The following is a 16,480-nucleotide window of genomic DNA, read 5'->3' as shown; positions in this document are numbered from 1 at the left end:
AGAGATGCAGACAGCCCGAGACAAGATTCGCGAACTGCGTGCCCTGCACGAAGATGGCCTGTTAAGCCTGCAAGAGTTCGACCGCCGCAAGAATGCCATCCTGGACGCCGAATACGCGCCGCCGGGAGGGGCGGCGGCACCCATCACCATCGTGCGCCAAGGGACTGAGCTTGGCCTGATGGCGGGGCAGGAAATTGGTCCGCATAACCGGCGCTACCGGCTGGAACGCCTGATCGGCATGGGCGGCATGGGCCAGGTGTGGCAAGCCACCGACCTGGCTACCCACGCGGAGCTGGGCCACAGCGCGGTGGTCGCGCTGAAGATCCTGCCGCCGCAGCTCACCCAGAGTCCGGCGCACGCCAAGCTCCTGATCGAAGAAGCGACCCAGGCACGCCGCCTGGCGCATGACAATATCGTGCGCGTCTACGAATGGGCGCAGGACCCGGCCACTTCCAGCTACTTCATCATCATGGAGTGCCTGGAAGGGCAGGATCTCGACGCCTGGCTGGCGGAAAAGGGCAAGGCGACGCCGGCCCAGGTCGAGCAGATGCTGCGGCCGGTGGCCAATGCGCTGCAATATGCCTGGGACAAGCACCGCCTGGTGCACCGCGACCTTAAACCTGGCAATGTGTTCCTGACCAAGGCTGGCGAAATCAAGCTGCTCGACTTCGGCATCGCGTCGCGCGCGCGTTCCACCGGCACCGACCTTGGCATGGCCACGCCAAATGCGGGCACCGCCGGTTATCGCGCGCCGGAGGCGGGCACCAGCCAGGGCGCGCCGCGCCCCCAGGTGGACGTCTACGCGGTCGCGGTCATGATCTACCAGTTGCTGGAAGGGCGGTTGCCTTTCGACCAGCACACCGCGCTGCTCGAACCTGCCAGGCCCGGCGCGCTTAACGCGCAGCAATGGGGCGTGCTGAAACGCGGCTTTGCCAATCGCGCCGGCGAGCGGCCGGAAACGGTGGCGGCACTGCTCGACGAGTTACGGGAGGCGGCCGCGCCGAACGCCGAGGAAGCCGTCCAGCGCGAAGCTGCGCGCAAGGCCGAGCGGGCAGCGGCGGATCTGCAGGAACGCGAGGCGCGTGCCGCGCGCGACCTTCGGTCGCGGGCCGACGCGATCGCCCGCGCCGAAGAGGAAGAAGAGCGCCGCCAGAAAGAAGTTGAACTTGCCGCGCGGCGCAAGGCCGAAGCGTTGGCCGCGGCGCAGGAAAAGGCCCGCCAGGAGCAACTGCGCCGCGAACAGGAAAAGCAGCGCAAGGCACAGGCCGAGCAGGAAGCGAAAGAGCGCAAGGAGCGCCTGCGCCAGCAATTGATCGCGCGCCGCGATGCCGATGCATTGAAGGCGCGCGAGGCCGAGGAGGAATACCAGCGCAAGATAGCGCAATTGAAGGCGGAAGCAGCCTATCGCGCCGAGCAGGAGCGCCACCGCAAGGAGCAGGCCGCGCGCAAGGCGGCGGAACTGGCGGCGCTGCTGCCTACCGCCAGCAGCCCGGTGGCCGATGCGGAAGGCGTGCTGCGCGACCGGTTCGCCGACGGCAGCGGGGTGGGGCCGGACCTGGTGCTGATCCCGACCGGGCGCTTCCAGATGGGTTCATCCGATCATGAGCACAAGATTGCCGTCAAGGCGGGCGCCCAGAAAACCTGGCTCGACAAGGAGTTGCCGGCGCACTGGGTCGGCATCGGGCAATCGTTTGCGCTGGGGCGCTACCCGGTGACCGTGGGCGAGTGGCGCGCCTTCGTCAAGGCGACAGGCTGGCAATCGAAGATGGACGTGGACTGGCAGCAGCCCGGCTTCGCGCAGGACGACCGCCATCCTGTGGTGTGCGTAAGCTGGTACGATGCGCAGCTTTACCTGCAGTGGCTCAGCGAGAAAACCGGCCAGGAATACCGCTTGCCCAGCGAAACGGAATGGGAATACGCTTGCCGCGCCGGCAGCCACACGGCCTTCAGCTTCGGCGACGAGATCACGCCGGAGCACGCCAACTACGACGGCCACTTCACCTACAACGACGGTCCCAAAGGCAACAGCCACGGCGGCACCACGCGCGTCGGCAGCTACCAACCCAACCCATGGGGCCTGTTCGACATGCATGGCAATGTTTGGGAGTGGACGCAGGACACGGTGCACGACAATTACCTTGGCGCCCCGATCGATGGCAGCGCATGGGAACAGGGCGGCGACCAGGCGCGCCGCATCCTGCGCGGCGGCGCCTGGCTGTACCAGCCGCGCTATCTTCGTTCCGCGCTGCGCAACGGCTACTCCGCACTGCTGGCGAACGATGTGGTGGGCTTCCGCGTAGCACGCAAGTTGGTGTAAATTGCGGGATAAACCAACAAGCAGGAAACCACCATGACCGTTAAAGTAGTCCGCGACCAGTCGCTCCCAATGCGCAGCATCCTGCATGTGCGCAACCACATTGTCTCGGTCGATGGCACGATCGAAGAAGGCGGCAACGACGCCGGTCCTTCGCCGCACGACTTGTACGATGCCGCAATCAGCGCCTGCAAGGCCCTGACCGTGATCTGGTATGCCCGCCGCAAGGGCATTCCTGTCGAAGACGTACAGGTGACCACCGAACGCGATGCGAGCGAAGAGCGCAAGGGCGTGTACCGCCTCGCCGCAACGCTGCACCTGACTGGCGAACTGAGCGAAGAGCAGCGCGAAGAGCTGCTGGCCATCTCGCAGAAGTGCCCGGTGCACAAGCTGATGACGGCCGTGACCACCGAAATCTCCACCAAACTGGGGTAAAGCCATGAATATCGCGCACCTCCTGAAAGGCCATGAAAAAGACCTGGGCGGCGGTTTCGTCGTGCGCCGCTATTTGCCGGCGGCTGTCAAGCAGGCGGTAGGTCCATTCATCTTTTTCGATCATTTCGGCCCGGTCGACGTGCCGGCCGATGCCGACCATGACGTGCGGCCGCACCCGCATATCGGCCTGGCTACCGTTACCTACCTGTTCGAGGGAGCGATGGAGCACCGCGATAGCCTGGGCACGCTGCAGCGCATCGAGCCAGGCGCCATCAACTGGATGACGGCCGGCCGCGGCATCGTGCATTCGGAGCGCACCCCGAAAGACCTGGTTGGCGTGCCGCACCGCACGCACGGCCTGCAGCTGTGGGCCGCCTTGCCGAAGGCGCATGAGGAGGAGGAGCCTTCGTTCGCCCATACCCCGGCGGCGGCAATTCCGGAGATGGCGGTCGACGGCGCCAAGGTCCGGGTGCTGATCGGTTCGGCGTTCGGCCACACTTCGCCGGTGAAGACCTTCAGCCAGACGCTGTACCTGGACGTCAGCCTGAAGGCAGGCCAGCAACTGGCCCTGAACGGCCTGCCGCCGGAAGCGGCCATCTATCCGGTCAGCGGCTCGGTCGATATTGACGGCGCGCCTGTGCCGCAGCACAGCATGGCCTTGCTTGATACATCGAATTCGCAGCGCGTCACGGCGAGCACGGATGCGCAATTCGTCATCATCGGCGGCGAACCGCTGGATGGCCAGCGCTTCCTGTTCTGGAATTTTGTTTCGTCGAGCAAGGAGCGCCTGGTCCAGGCCGCCGACGACTGGGAAGCGCAGCGCTTCGCCAGGGTTCCCGGCGAGACGGAATTCATTCCGCTGCCGAAAAGGCCATCCGTCGCGACTTAAGTAGTCGCTTCTGCTGGCGGCAAGTGCGCGGCGCCGCTGCGCACGATCCAGTGCTCCGGGTATGGATCGCTGGCGAAGCGGGTATGGGCCGGGGTGCGGCTCAGTTTTTCCTGCTTCGGCGTTGGCGCCAGCGCGGTTTCCTTGCCGGTGAGCTGGTCGATATGCCAGAAGCCGCCCTGGTGGTGCATCAGCAGCGGCAGGCTGGATGCCTTGGGCAGCGCGTTATGGCGCGGCAGCGGGTAGCCGGGATGGGTATCGGCAGCCAGCAGCACGAAACATTCGGCGCGCGCGCCCTCGTCGATCCGATGCAGGATCACGCCATGCGGCATCACGGCGCCGACTTCCAGCAGCACGATGCCCTTGATGCTGGCGCTCATTTCAATCTTCATGCCGGTGCGCAGCAGCACCGGCTTGTTCTTGCCCGGCCAGACGCCGTCCAGCAGCAGGCCGTAGCGCGACACGTCTTCGATTTCGAAGCCGTTGCGGGTGCGGCGGATCAGCGCGTGGCGGCCGGACAGGCGGCGCGTCAGGCCGGCGCAGTCCGGGCCTTCGGCGCTGAAGTGGTGCAGCAGCACGTCGGCTTCGGGATCGGCCAGCTCGAAGCGGCCGAACGAGACCTCTTCCATTGCAAACAGGCGGATGTGGCGGCAGGCGCCGTTTTCCGGCGCGGCGTTGATGAAGCTTGCGGCCAGGGTAGGGTGGGGATGCGATGGGCCGCTGCGCGGCTGCTCGATCTCGATCAGGTCTTCGTCCCAGGCGATGGTCGAATAGCCGACGTCGACCTTGCCCGCCGGTGCGCCGAGGTCGAGGTGGGCGATGCCGGCATTGCGCGCGGTGACGTCGATGTCCATGGTGTTGCCGCCCTGGGCGGAAACGCGGGCGATCGCGGCGTCGTCGGCCATCACGCGCACATTCTTGTGGGTGCTGAGGAAGGTGCGATGGATTTCATTCAGGCTGGCGTCGACACGCGGCACCAGGATGACAAAAGTGCATTCCCACTGGCGCTGGACGTTGTCATCCTTGCTGACGATCTCGGCGTGGATCTGGTACTGGCCATGCTCCTTGCCGCGCGAGGAGAATTCCACGAACACGGGCCGCCAGTCGCCATGCACCGAGCGGATGAACTGCTGCTGCAGCGAACCGTGCGGGATCAGTTCAGAACGCAGGCGGATCGACAACGTGGGGCCGCAATCCTGTGGCATGCCGCGCAATTCCATCTTGAGCGACTGCCGGCCGCCGGCGGCGCGCGGGTCAAAACCGCTGATGTGCAGCTGCGGGTAGACCCGTGCCGGCGCCGAGTAGCCTGCCACCGGAACAGGCGGCGGGCCGCTGCGGGCGCTGCGCATGGTGTTCAGCAGCTCGAAGCTGCCGCCTTCCGCTTCTGCCGCCGGTTGCGCATGGCCGCCGGCGCACATGCTTTCCCCTGGCATGACCCAGTAGGTGCAGTGCGGATGGTCTGGGTGACAGCACTTGTTCATGGAAAGACGTTTTGAGGGATAACGCAACTTTACGCGTATACCCCGTTGCTTGGCAACACGGCTTTCCTTCGATAAAGGGTGTTTTTACCCCTGTATTCCTTGTGGAGCAAAAGCGCAACGTTTTTGCTGTCGGAATGACATGCAAACTGACAAATGAAAAACCCGGCAATTGCCGGGTTCTTGTCTGATTACCAACGACCGTGGTGGCCGTGGCCATGTCCATGGCCGCGGTAGTAGTACACCGGACGCGGTTCGACGTAGACCGGTGCCGGCTCGTAATACACGCGTGGCGCTGGTTCGTAGTACACGCGTGGCGGCGGGTTGTAATAGACCGGGGCTGGCTCGTAGTAGACCGGGGCCGGCTGCGAGTAGACGCGGGTCTCGACGTAGCCGCGGTTGTGGCGGCCGCCGCCGGACAGGGAATTACCAACTGCAGCGCCCACCAGGCCGCCAACCACTGCACCGCCGGTACCACCATTGTGGTTGCCGATCGCGGCGCCGATTACGGCACCTGCGGCGGTGTTGAAGTCACGGTCACCCGCGGCAAAAGCGGCGGAGGAAGCGGTCAGGGCTGCGCCCATCAGCATCAGGCCGGCAAAACGTTTGTTGAACATGGTAAGTCCCCTTTCAATCTCTGTTGGTATGTAGATTAGCGAGCCGCGAAAACTTGCGCCAGTGCATATACACATTCTTACAAACTCCACAGGGGAGAGAGATTTGTATCGTTAAGTTGTCCTCCCAGCAGGATCTTATTAAATGCGCTATTGTGTCAAGTTCCGAGCGAAACTTAACCTTCTCACAGGAAACGCATGAACCTCCGCAAGCCCGCATTTTCCGCCCTGTTTGTCTGCCTGCTGGGCGCAGGCTTTTCCGGCATTGCCAGTGCCGCCAGCCCGAATGATGCTGCCACTTTGGGCAAGATCCGCGATGCTGCGATGCAGAGCGACTACTCCTACCAGCGCCTGGAAGACTTGACCGATCTGGTTGGCCCGCGCCTGTCCGGCTCCCTCGGTGGCGCGGCTGCGGTGGAGCAGGTGGCTGCCGCCATGCGCGCCCTGGGCGCTAAAGTCACCCTGCAGCCGGTGAAGGTGCCGCACTGGGTGCGCGGCGAAGAGAAGGGCGAGCTGGTGGATTACAAGGGCCGCCCGGCCAATATCACCCAGCGCGTGGTGCTGACGGCACTCGGCGGCTCCGGTGCTACCCCGGCAACGGGCCTGACGGCGCCCATCGTCGTGGTGCGCGATTTCGATGAATTGAAAGCCCGCGCGCCGGAAGTGAAGGGCGCCATCGTACTGTTTGACGTGGCCTTCGACCAGGGCATGGCCGATCGCGGCCTGGCAGGCAACGCCTACGGCCAGGCTGCGCGCTACCGCAGCAACGGCCCGCGCATGGCGGCCGAACTGGGCGCGGTGGCCGCGCTGGTGCGCTCGGTCGGCGGCGCCGATTACCGCCTGCCGCATACCGGCGCTACCAACCTGAAAGACGACCAGCGCATTCCCGCCGCTGCCGTGACGGCGGAAGATGCGATGCTGATCGGCCGCCTGATGAAGCGCGGCCCGGTCAGGATGAAGCTGACCCTGACTCCGCAAACCTTGCCGGATGCGGACACCTTCAACGTGATCGCCGACCTGCCTGGCACCGACAAATCCGACGAAGTCGTCATCGTATCCGGCCACCTGGATTCCTGGGACCTGGCCACCGGCGCGCATGACGACGGTACCGGCGTCACCACTTCGATGGGCGTGATCGAGACCATCAAGAAACTGGGCCTGCAACCGCGCCGCACCATCCGCATGGTGGCGTGGGCCAACGAAGAGAACGGCCTGAAGGGCGGCAATACCTACTACGAAGCGCACAAGGACAAGCTGGAAAAGCAGTTCGCTGCGATTGAGACCGACGGCGGCGTAGGCCGTACCTTCGGCATCATGGGCAGCGTGCGGGGCGAAGCGGAGAAGTATTTCGCTCCGGTGAGCAATGCGCTGCTGCCGATCGGCGCCGGCGTGTTCAACCGCCGCGATTCGGCATCGGGTTCAGACGTGCACCAGCTGGAAGCGGGCGGTGTTCCGTCGTTCATGCCTTACGTCGACACCAGCGCCTACTTCAACTACCACCACACGCCGGCAGACACCTTCGACAAGGTCGATCCGGTGAACATGAAGAAGCACGTGGCCGTCATGTCGGCGCTGGCCTGGTACCTGGCCAACACCGACGATCCGATCGGACGTTCGCCGGAGCCCTTGAAATAATCAGAGGGCGTTGAGGGGGATCTTGAGGTAGCGCACGCCGTTATCCTCAGCCTCCGGCAGGTGGCCGGCACTGAGATTGACCTGGATGGCAGGCAGGATCAGTACCGGCATCTGCAGCGTGGCATCGCGCCTGGTGCGCATGGCCACGAATTCTTCTTCGCTGACGCCGTCGCGGATATGGATATTCGCGGCGCGCTGCTCGGCTACCGTGACTTCCCAGCGCGGCTCGCGGCCGGCCGGCGGATAGTCGTGGCACATGAACAGGCGCGTCTCCGGCGGCAGCGACAGCAGGCGGTGCACCGACTTGTACAAGTCGCCTGCGCAGCCCCCGGGGAAGTCGCAGCGCGCGCTGCCCACGTCCGGCATGAACATCGTATCGCCGACAAAAACCGCATCGCCAATCTGGTAAGCCATATCCGCCGGCGTATGGCCCGGTACGTGCAGTGCGCGCGCCTTCAGCTTGCCGATCATGAATTCTTCGTCGGCCCCGAACAGGTGGCCGAACTGAGAGCCGTCTTCCTTCTCGCCTTTGCGGTTGAAGATCGCCGAGAAAGCATGCTGCACCTTGCAGATGCCGGCGCCGATACCGATGCGGCCACCCAGCTTGCCTTGCAGGTAAGGCGCGGCAGACAAGTGGTCGGCGTGGGCGTGGGTTTCCAGCAGCCAGCTGACGTGCAGGCGATGCTCGCGCACGAAAGCGATGATCTTGTCGGCGGCAGTCGTTGCGGTGCGGCCGGCCTTCGGATCGTAATCAAGTACTGAATCGACGATGGCGCATTCGCTGCCGTCAGCCTCATAAATCACGTAGCTGACGGTGGATGTAACGGGGTCGAAGAACCCTTGGATCTCTGGCTTCATATCAGGATAGTAGGATGATTCAAGCCCAGCTATTATAAAGAATCCTGATATGGCGGGCGAGGCTTATTCGTTTTACGATGAAAGCCATATGTGTGGCGGGAAAAACTGCCGCCGTGCTAAGATTTTCGACAGTGCTTCCTGAAAGAGAGGCCGCCATGCCCAAAGCAGGCTATTCACTGAAGTGGGGACTGGCCGCTGGCTGTATCTGCAGCCAGTCGCTATCGGCCGTCGCTGCCGCCGGCGGCGCAGCCACGCCGGAAAACTTTGCCAACCTGTCGCTCGAAGAATTGAGCGATGTGCGTGTGGTGTCCGTTTCAAAACGCGAAGAGAGGCTGGGCGACGCCCCGGCGTCGATCTTCGTGATCAGCGCCGACGACATCCGGCGCAGCGGCGCGCGCAGCCTGGCCGAAGCGTTGCGCATGGCGCCCAACCTGCACGTCTCGCAGACTCCTGCCGGCAATTACATCATCACCGCGCGCGGCTTTGCCGGCAACAGCGCCAACAAGCAATTGGTGATGATCGATGGCCGCTCGGTGTATACCCCGCTGCTGTCCGGCGTATCGTGGGACGTGCAGCAGGTCGCGATGGATGCCATCGAACGCATCGAAGTAGTCAGCGGTCCGGGCGGCACGCTGTGGGGCACCAACGCCGTGAACGGCGTGATCAACGTGATCACCAAGCCGGCGGCATCCACCCTTGGCGGCATGGCCGAACTGCGCTGGGGACAGGAACAGTCCGGCGCGGCTTTCCGCTATGGCGCGGCGATGGAGGACGGTGCCTGGCGTGCGTACGGCATGGATTACGCCATGCCGCACGGTGAAACCCTGGCCGGCAAGGCGCTGGGCGATGCCTGGCACAATGCCCAGGCGGGGTTCCGTGCCGATTGGCTGCGCGGCAGCGATGCGCTTACGATGCAGGGCGATGTGTACCGCATCGGCGCCGGGCAGCTCGTGACGGCGTCGGCCCTTCCTTTGCCCGCCGCATCCATGCGCGGCGCCAACCTGATGGGGCATTGGACCCGCCAGCTTGACGGGGGCGCCAGCCTGTCCCTGCTGGCTTACTACGATCGGACGGAGCGCAACCAGGTGGGCGTCTATAAGGAGAACCTGGACGTCGCCGACTTGCAGGCACTCTACAACTTCGCGCCGCTTGGCCGGCACATGCTGGCGCTGGGCGCTGAATATCGCTTTGCGCTTGACCGGGTTTCGGTCACCAGCGGTACCGCATTCCATCCCGAGCGCGCCAGCATGCATTGGGCCAGCCTGTTTGGGCAGGATACCGTCGCCTTCAGCGAGCAGTTGAACCTGACAGGCGGGTTGCGTATCGAACGCAACCAGTACACCGGGATGGAATTCCTCCCCAACTTGCGCCTGGCATGGAAGGCAACTCCCGAGACTTCCTGGTGGGCGGCCCTGTCGCGCACCGTACGCGCACCATCGCGCGTTGACCGCGAAATTTATTTCAATGCCGGGCCCTTGGGCACCCTGAGCGGCGGCCCGAATTTCCAGTCCGAGACGGCCCGGGTGCTGGAGATAGGTTTGCGCCAGCAGTTCGGCAACCGCGCCAGCTATTCGCTCACCGCTTATCGCGCCCTGTACGACAAGCTGCGCACCATCAAGCCGGTGGCGCCGCTGGTTTATGAAATCGGTAATGGCATGGAAGGCGAAACGCGCGGGCTGGAGGCTTGGGGAAGTGTCCAGGCTACGCCTGACTGGCGCCTCAGCGCGGGCCTGACCCTGATGCATGAGGAATTCTCGCTCAAACCGGGCGAGCTTGATTTCGGCAACCGTTCGGTGAGGGGCAATGTGGACCCGCGCCGTGTGGCGAAACTTCGCTCCTCATTCACCCTGGGGGAAGGGCGCGACCTGGACCTGACCTTGCGCCACGTCGGGCCGCTGCGTTTTACCGCGCTGCCCGGCTATACGGCACTGGATGTCAACTTCAACTGGCAGGTCAGGGCGGGCCTGGAACTGGCGCTGGGTGCCAGCAACGCATTGGACCGGGACCACGAGGAGTTCAGCGGCGCTACCAGGCTGTCGCTCGGGCGGGGCGCCTATGCCAGGGTCATAAGCCGCTTCTAAGGCGGTCATGGTAATATCGCTGCCCATGAAATCCGTGATCCGTTTCATTGCGCTTTGGCTGATGCTGGTGGCTTTGCCCTTCCAGGGCTTTGCCTCGGCCAGCATGCTGCTGTGCGCTCAGGCCAATGCTGACAAGCCGGCTGCCCGGGCGATGCAGGACGGGTCACACGATCATGCGGCGATGCTGGCGTCCGCCCAGCAAGCCGGCGACAGCGGCGACCATTGCGCCGGTAGCGCGCACGGCAGCGCCATGGGCGATTGCTGCGTTGGCGCCGCATTGGCCTATACCTTGCCGCAACCGGCATCACATTCCCCGCTGGCCGAGCGCCTGCACCTGCCCGATCCCGTGCCGCCGCTGCCGGTTGACCTTGCCCTTCCCAAACGCCCGCCCCGGGCGATCCCTGCCTGATCCATGCCAGCCGTGGCCGCTGGCGCTATCCTGCGTCCCCGCGCAGGACGACCAAGCATTGGAAAGATCACCATGAACCAAGCATTCAAGCTGGCGGCAATGGCCGCCGCGGCTGCGCTGCTGTCCGGTTGCGCCACGTTTTCGAACGATGGCGGCTTCGGCGCAGTGGCGCAAGCCACCAGGAGCCGCAGCGGCGCCGAGACGCGCCTGCTGCGCAATGAGCAGGACCGGCGCGCGCTGGACGAACAGTTAAAGAAGCTCCTTGCCGAGCCGCTTAGCGCCGATGCGGCCGTCCAGGCCGCACTCCTGAACAACCGCGGCCTGCAGGCTCGATACTGGGACCTCGGCATCGCCGAAGCGGAACTGGTGCAGGCAGGCCGCCTGGCCAATCCCGGTTTCAGTTTCAAGCGCACGCATGGCGGCGGCGAGGTTGGCATCGAGCGTACCCTGGGCATGAATTTTATCCAGCTGCTCACACTGCCGCTGGCCAGCCGCATCGAAACCCGGCGTTTCGAGCAAGTCAAGCTGGAACTGGCCGGTCACGCGGTCTCCATGGCCCACCAGGCCCGCCTGGCCTGGATCGAGGCCGTGGCGGCGCAGCAGGGCGTTGAATACGCCCAGCAAATCAGCGACGCGGCCGATGCCAGCGGTGAGCTGGCGCGGCGCATGCAAGCTGCCGGCAACTGGAGCAAGTACGATGCGGCCAAGGAGGAAGCTTTCCACGCCGATGCGATGGCCGACGTGGCGCGCGCCCGCAAGGCCGCAACCGCCAGCCGCGAGAAGCTGACCCGCATCCTCGGCCTGTCCGGCGGGGAGGCTACGGCTTACCGCCTGCCTGAGCGCTTGCCCGACCTGCCGGCCAAGCCGCGCGAGGTGGATGGTGCCGAAGCAGTCGCCATGCGCGACCGCCTGGACGTGCAGGCAGCCCGCCTGTCGTCGGAGCACACTGCAAGATCCCTGGGCCTGGCCAAGGCCACACGCTTCATCAACGTGCTGGAATTGAGCGGGATCAGCGAGCGCGATGGCGAGCGCCGTTCGCACGGTTACGAAATTTCCGTGGAAGTGCCGTTGTTCGACTGGGGCGGCGCTCGCGTGGCGCACGCGGAAGCAACCTATATGCAGTCGCTCAACCTGCTGGCCGCCGCAGCGGTCAATGCCCGCAGCGAAGCACGCGAAAGCCAGCAGGACTACCAGGCCTCTTACGAGCTGGCCAGGCATTACCGCGATGTGGTGATTCCGCTGCGCCAGAAGATCTCCGAAGAGACCCTGCTGCGCTACAACGGCATGTTGCTGTCGGTATTCGAACTGCTGGCCGATGCGCGCGAACAGACTGCCGCCGTCAACAATTACATCACCGCGCTCAAGGAGTATTGGATCGCCGATGCCAATCTGGATGCCGCGATTGGCGGTAAGGGAGTACAGCAATGAATAGCCCCGTCAACAAACGCCGGTCTTTCCTCGCCAATGGCGCCGCGGCCCTGATCGGAGCAGGCCTGGTGAGCCGTGCCGGCGCCGCCGGCCTGCCGGAAGCGGCGGTGCAATCGAGCGCTTCGACCGCACCGCCGCTGATGCCGCCCAATGGCCGTCCGTACAACCCGGTCGTGACCTTGAACGGCTGGAGCCTGCCGTGGCGCATGAAAGATGGCGTCAAGGAGTTCCACCTGGTCGCGGAACCGGTGGTGCGCGAAATTGCGCCAGGCATGTACGCCAGGATGTGGGGCTACAACGGCCAGAGTCCGGGACCGACCATCGAAGTGGTGGAGGGCGACCGCGTGCGCATCTTCGTCACCAACAAGCTGCCGGAGCACACCAGTGTGCACTGGCACGGCCAGATCCTGCCAAGCGGGATGGACGGGGTGTCGGGCGTGAGCCAGCCGGCTATCCAGCCGGGCAAGACCTTCGTCTACGAATTTGTCGCCAGACATGCCGGTACTTTCATGTACCATCCCCATGCTGACGAAATGGTGCAGATGGCGATGGGCATGATGGGCTTCTGGGTCACTCACCCGAAAGACCCGCGCCAGCATGCGGTGGACCGTGATTTCGTGTTCCTGCTCAGCGCCTACGATATCGAACCGGGGAGCATGGTCCCCAAGGTCAATACGATGACGGACTTTAATATCTGGACGTTCAATAGCCGCGTCTTCCCCGCCATCGACCCGCTGGTCGTGCGCCAGGGCGACCGTGTGCGCATCCGCGCCGGCAACCTGACCATGACCAACCACCCGATCCACATTCACGGCCACCGGTTTGAAGTGACCGGTACCGACGGCGGCTGGGTGCCGCCAACTGCGCGCTGGCCGGAGGTGACCACCGATGTCGCGGTGGGCCAGATGCGCGCCATCGAGTTCATTGCCGACAATCCGGGCGACTGGGCCTTCCACTGCCACAAGTCGCACCACACCATGAATGCCATGGGCCACAACGTGCCGAACCTGATCGGCGTGGACCACAAGGGCGTGGCCGAGAAGATCAACAAGCTGGTGCCGGGCTATATGGTGATGGGCGACAAGGGCGGGTCGATGGGGGGCATGGAAATGGAAATCCCCGAGAATACGCTGCCGATGATGACCGGTACCGGCCCATATGGCGATATCGAGATGGGCGGCATGTTCACGCTGATGAAAGTGCGTCCCGACCAGAAAAAAGGCGACTACACCGATCCGGGCTGGTACAAGGCGCCAAAGGGAAGCACGGCTTACGAATGGACCGGCGAAGTGCCGCCGCCTGTTTCTGCGCCTGGTGCGGTGCCGCCGGCCGGCGTCAAGCCGGTGGAAGTGACGCGTGACAAGAAGGGGCACGACCATCATTAAGCAATTGCGCTACCTGGGGAAGTGGAGCCTGCTGGCCGGCATCGTCGCTGTGCTGGCGGGCAGCGCTTCCGCTTTCTTCCTGGTGGCGCTGGATGTCGCCACCGCCTGGCGCGAGGCTTATCGATGGGTGGTATGGCTGCTGCCGCTGGCCGGCTTTGCGGTGGGCTGGATTTACCTGCAGGTCGGCAGCCGCGTTGAAGCGGGCAATAACCTGCTGATTGACGAGATCCACGATCCCAAGAACGTCGTGCCGCTGCGCCTTGCGCCACTGATCCTGTGCAGCACGGTGGTGTCGCACCTGTTCGGTGCGTCGGTCGGCCGCGAGGGCACCGCGGTGCAGATGGGCGGGGCGCTGGCCGACCAGCTCACCCACGTATTCCGGCTGCCGCGCGAAGACCGGCGTACCGTCCTGATGGCAGGTATCAGCGCCGGTTTTGCTTCCGTCTTCGGCACGCCCCTGGCCGGCGCGATCTTCGGCCTGGAGGTGCTGGTGGTGGGGCGCATGCGCTTTACCGCGATCTATCCCTGCATGCTGGCGGCGCTGTTGGCCGACCAGGTCACGCGCGCCTGGGGCGTTGGACATACGCATTACCCGGCTGGCGCACTGGGCGCGCCGGATGGCCCGCTGCTGCTGGCGCTGGCCGGCATCATTGTGGCGGGCGTGGTGTTCGGCCTGGTGGGGCGTGCTTTTGCCGCAGCCACGCATGGCTTGTCGGCCTGGTTCAAGGCGCGCTTTGGCTATGCGCCGTTGCGGCCCCTGGTTGGCGGCGCGATCATTGCGCTGGCAGTCGGTGCCGGCAGCTTCGCCGGCATCGACTTCCACCGCTACCTTGGCCTCGGCATCGGGCCGATGGTGGAGGCTTTTCGCGTGCCGCTGGACTGGTGGGACTGGCTCGGCAAATTCGTTTTTACCGTCGGCTCGCTGGGCTCCGGCTTCAAGGGCGGCGAAGTGACGCCGCTGTTCAACATCGGCGCGACGCTGGGTAATGTGCTCGCGCCGCTCCTGCACCTGCCATTCCCGCTGCTGGCGGCAATTGGTTTCGTCGCGGTGTTTGCCGGCGCGGCCAACACGCCGCTGGCCTGCACGGTGATGGCGATGGAATTGTTCGGGCCGGCAATCGGCCCTTATGCCGCGCTGGCCTGTGCGGTTGCCTTCATGTTCTCGGGCCAATCCGGGATCTATCGCGCCCAGCGGCGCCCCCTAGCCGAGTAGGCGCTGCGCCAGGCACGCTTAGAAAGTGCTCGAACAAGTCTTCATCGAATTTGAAATTGGGTGGAAACTGCCAGAGGAAGGGGCCCAGTTTTTTGCGCAGCAGGAGGACGCCGCTGGCGAAAACGTTTGCTAGCGGTTGTTCGGGGGCACGCAGGTGCCGGATGTGCGTGATGTAGCGGTTGCCTTTGTGGGCGAATACGCAGCTCGGGCGGGTAAAACACGCCGCGCCACGGAGTATATCGCCAGCCCGAGATGCCGATGCGGATCACCGCGCCAGGCGTTTCAGCACGCTGAACATGGCCAGGCCCGCCAGCAGCATCGCGTATTGTCCAGGTTCGGGGATGGGCAATGGCGCGCCGCCGACGGTAAAGGCATCGATAGCCAGTCCTGAATCGAAGTCCTGGTCGTCCCAATTGGTCACGCCGAACTCAAGCCGGTATTTGCCGGCATTGGCGATGGCGTATTGTGCCCGCACCCAGCCAGTGGCACCGCAACCGGCGTCATAGCATTCGTCGGAATCGGGGCCGAGCGGCGCCCACATGGTCTGGCCTGGCGCCACGGCGACGGGGAAGGGTGTCAGGGTCGCGGCTGGCGGCGGCATGTCGAAACCGGGGATCGCGTTGCCATTTTCGTTGGTGCGGGCGGTGAACAATAGCGCCACCTGCTTATCGTCGGCATCGAGCAGGCGCGCCCACGCATAATCGGCGTAACCTGCGCCGTCGGTCGTCACGTAATTGAAACGAAAATCGAGTGCTGCGTTGGTGTCGGCCATGAACGACACTGAACGCAGGATTGAACCATTCGCTGCTTCGCCCACGCCACCAACGCCGGGCAGCGCGACCTGGCTGCCGGAGTTGTAGCTGGAGATCCAGCCGTAGGCGCTGCCGCCGCCCGGCGCAAGGCGGACGACCCCGTTGGCACCCAGGGTGCCGCATTTGCCGGTGCAGCGCCACGGTGCCGGCATGCCATCGTCGAAAGTGCCGGCAAAGGCAGGCGCGGCAAGCGTTGAAAATGCTGCGCAGGTGGCGAGCATCAGAAAGTTTCTTGTCTTCATTTCGCAGCCCCTCGAAGAGAACGCCATCATTCTCCACGCGCGGAGCGTATGTGCCGAAAGACTTCCTCTATCGTGCGGGCGGGGACAATAGCTAGTTTCGCGAAGGAACTATCTGAACAGTCTGCCGGGCCCGGCCAGACGGTGTCAGCCAATGGCCTTCCCTGGCAGCGCGATGGATCAGTCAGGGCGCCGGTCTGGACGCCGCGGCAGACCCAGATCTGGCTGCCGTTTTCGCCGGTGTAGCGGTCCCAGGCCCATTCACGGTCGGTGTTCGGCGCGTAGGCCGGTTCGGAGGAGTACCAGTCGTCGCCGTACAGCCCGACAGTGCCGCCGACCCCGATGCTGACATCGTTATGTTTGCTGGCCGCGACTGCCAGTGCGACCACGCCGGCCGCTACCCCAACGGTGACCCAGGTCTCGCGCTCTTTGATGACGTCAGGGCAGGATGCTTCCGCCACGCCACGACGGCCCAGTTCCATGCGTAAGGCGTTGGAAAAGTCCATGTCGGGCGAACCCGTGGCAAGGGTCTTGCACATCCCGAACGTGCTGGCCGCCGCAGGATTGGCATAGAAAGTTTGCGCGCCAATGCCGGCACAGCCAGTGAGCAGCGCAGCCAGTGCTGCGATGGAAAGCAGGGTTTTCATGCCGCTAGTATAGCAACCCCGGAAGCGCCCAAGTCATGCCAAGGGC

15 protein-coding genes are annotated in these 16,480 nt (G+C 64.5%); 9 read left to right on the top strand and 6 right to left on the bottom strand.

Going from position 1 to position 16,480, the window contains the following annotated elements:
• Positions 1-4: 4 nt before the first annotated feature.
• Genes ASD07_RS06025 through ASD07_RS06015 form a run of 3 tightly spaced genes read left to right on the top strand, consistent with a single transcriptional unit; the run spans position 5 to position 3,638 of the window.
• A complete protein-coding gene (locus ASD07_RS06025; protein ID WP_055926726.1) occupies positions 5-2,317 on the top strand; it encodes a bifunctional serine/threonine-protein kinase/formylglycine-generating enzyme family protein in 2,313 nt (770 codons plus the stop codon).
• Positions 2,318-2,350: 33 nt separating this feature from the next.
• A complete protein-coding gene (locus ASD07_RS06020; protein WP_055926724.1) occupies positions 2,351-2,749 on the top strand; it encodes an OsmC family protein in 399 nt (132 codons plus the stop codon).
• Between the two features lie 4 nt (positions 2,750-2,753).
• Positions 2,754-3,638 carry a pirin family protein gene (locus ASD07_RS06015; RefSeq protein ID WP_055926722.1) on the top strand — a complete coding sequence of 295 codons (885 nt, stop codon included), beginning with the start codon at positions 2,754-2,756 and terminating at the stop codon, positions 3,636-3,638.
• On the opposite strand, the gene ASD07_RS06010 is transcribed toward ASD07_RS06015, so the two are convergent.
• Together ASD07_RS06010 and ASD07_RS06005 are read right to left on the bottom strand one after the other, a co-directional pair.
• Positions 3,635-5,116, bottom strand: a complete 1,482-nt coding sequence (locus ASD07_RS06010; RefSeq protein WP_229207068.1) for an FHA domain-containing protein — start codon at positions 5,114-5,116, stop codon at positions 3,635-3,637. The genes ASD07_RS06015 and ASD07_RS06010 overlap by 4 nt on opposite strands.
• A 188-nt stretch (positions 5,117-5,304) precedes the next feature.
• The gene (locus ASD07_RS06005; protein WP_055926719.1) at positions 5,305-5,730 is read right to left on the bottom strand and encodes a glycine zipper 2TM domain-containing protein; all 426 of its coding nucleotides are present in this window, start codon (positions 5,728-5,730) and stop codon (positions 5,305-5,307) included.
• A 195-nt stretch (positions 5,731-5,925) separates the two neighbouring features.
• Here ASD07_RS06005 and ASD07_RS06000 point away from each other — a divergent pair, with 195 nt between their 5' ends.
• Positions 5,926-7,362, top strand: a complete 1,437-nt coding sequence (locus ASD07_RS06000; protein ID WP_055926716.1) for a M28 family peptidase — start codon at positions 5,926-5,928, stop codon at positions 7,360-7,362.
• On the opposite strand, the gene ASD07_RS05995 is transcribed toward ASD07_RS06000, so the two are convergent.
• Positions 7,363-8,220, bottom strand: coding sequence for an MBL fold metallo-hydrolase (locus ASD07_RS05995; RefSeq protein WP_055926714.1), 858 nt, complete (start codon positions 8,218-8,220; stop codon positions 7,363-7,365).
• Positions 8,221-8,375: 155 nt separating this feature from the next.
• Here ASD07_RS05995 and ASD07_RS05990 point away from each other — a divergent pair, with 155 nt between their 5' ends.
• The 5 genes from ASD07_RS05990 to ASD07_RS05970 all read left to right on the top strand — a co-directional run bounded on the left by ASD07_RS05990 (position 8,376) and on the right by ASD07_RS05970 (position 14,736).
• On the top strand, positions 8,376-10,301 hold the full coding sequence (locus ASD07_RS05990) for a TonB-dependent siderophore receptor (RefSeq protein WP_055926711.1): 1,926 nt from the start codon (positions 8,376-8,378) through the stop codon (positions 10,299-10,301).
• Positions 10,302-10,326: 25 nt separating this feature from the next.
• Complete coding sequence (locus ASD07_RS05985; protein WP_055926709.1) at positions 10,327-10,710, top strand: hypothetical protein; 384 nt, start codon at positions 10,327-10,329, stop codon at positions 10,708-10,710.
• Positions 10,711-10,782: 72 nt separating this feature from the next.
• Complete coding sequence (locus ASD07_RS05980; RefSeq protein WP_055926707.1) at positions 10,783-12,138, top strand: TolC family protein; 1,356 nt, start codon at positions 10,783-10,785, stop codon at positions 12,136-12,138.
• A complete protein-coding gene (locus tag ASD07_RS05975) occupies positions 12,135-13,523 on the top strand; it encodes a multicopper oxidase family protein (RefSeq protein WP_055926705.1) in 1,389 nt (462 codons plus the stop codon). Before ASD07_RS05980 ends, ASD07_RS05975 begins: the two co-directional genes overlap by 4 nt.
• Positions 13,495-14,736: a voltage-gated chloride channel family protein gene (locus ASD07_RS05970; protein ID WP_055926703.1), complete on the top strand. Its 1,242-nt coding sequence runs from the start codon at positions 13,495-13,497 to the stop codon at positions 14,734-14,736. The genes ASD07_RS05975 and ASD07_RS05970 overlap by 29 nt, the downstream gene beginning before the upstream one ends.
• Here ASD07_RS05970 and ASD07_RS32285 read toward each other — a convergent pair.
• The 3 genes from ASD07_RS32285 to ASD07_RS05960 form a co-directional block, all read right to left on the bottom strand.
• Positions 14,678-14,890 carry a DUF72 domain-containing protein gene (locus tag ASD07_RS32285; RefSeq protein WP_373922074.1) on the bottom strand — a complete coding sequence of 71 codons (213 nt, stop codon included), beginning with the start codon at positions 14,888-14,890 and terminating at the stop codon, positions 14,678-14,680. The genes ASD07_RS05970 and ASD07_RS32285 overlap by 59 nt on opposite strands.
• A gap of 111 nt (positions 14,891-15,001) precedes the next feature.
• The gene (locus ASD07_RS05965; RefSeq protein ID WP_162246540.1) at positions 15,002-15,769 is read right to left on the bottom strand and encodes an NF038132 family protein; all 768 of its coding nucleotides are present in this window, start codon (positions 15,767-15,769) and stop codon (positions 15,002-15,004) included.
• Between the two features lie 47 nt (positions 15,770-15,816).
• Positions 15,817-16,434: a hypothetical protein gene (locus ASD07_RS05960; protein WP_055926697.1), complete on the bottom strand. Its 618-nt coding sequence runs from the start codon at positions 16,432-16,434 to the stop codon at positions 15,817-15,819.
• Positions 16,435-16,480: the final 46 nt, after the last annotated feature.

The organism is Duganella sp. Root336D2 (genome assembly GCF_001425005.1).
Lineage (GTDB): Bacteria > Pseudomonadota > Gammaproteobacteria > Burkholderiales > Burkholderiaceae_D > Rugamonas.
Note: the sequence above shows the minus strand (reverse complement) of the source record. Positions and strands in the feature narration are given on the sequence as shown.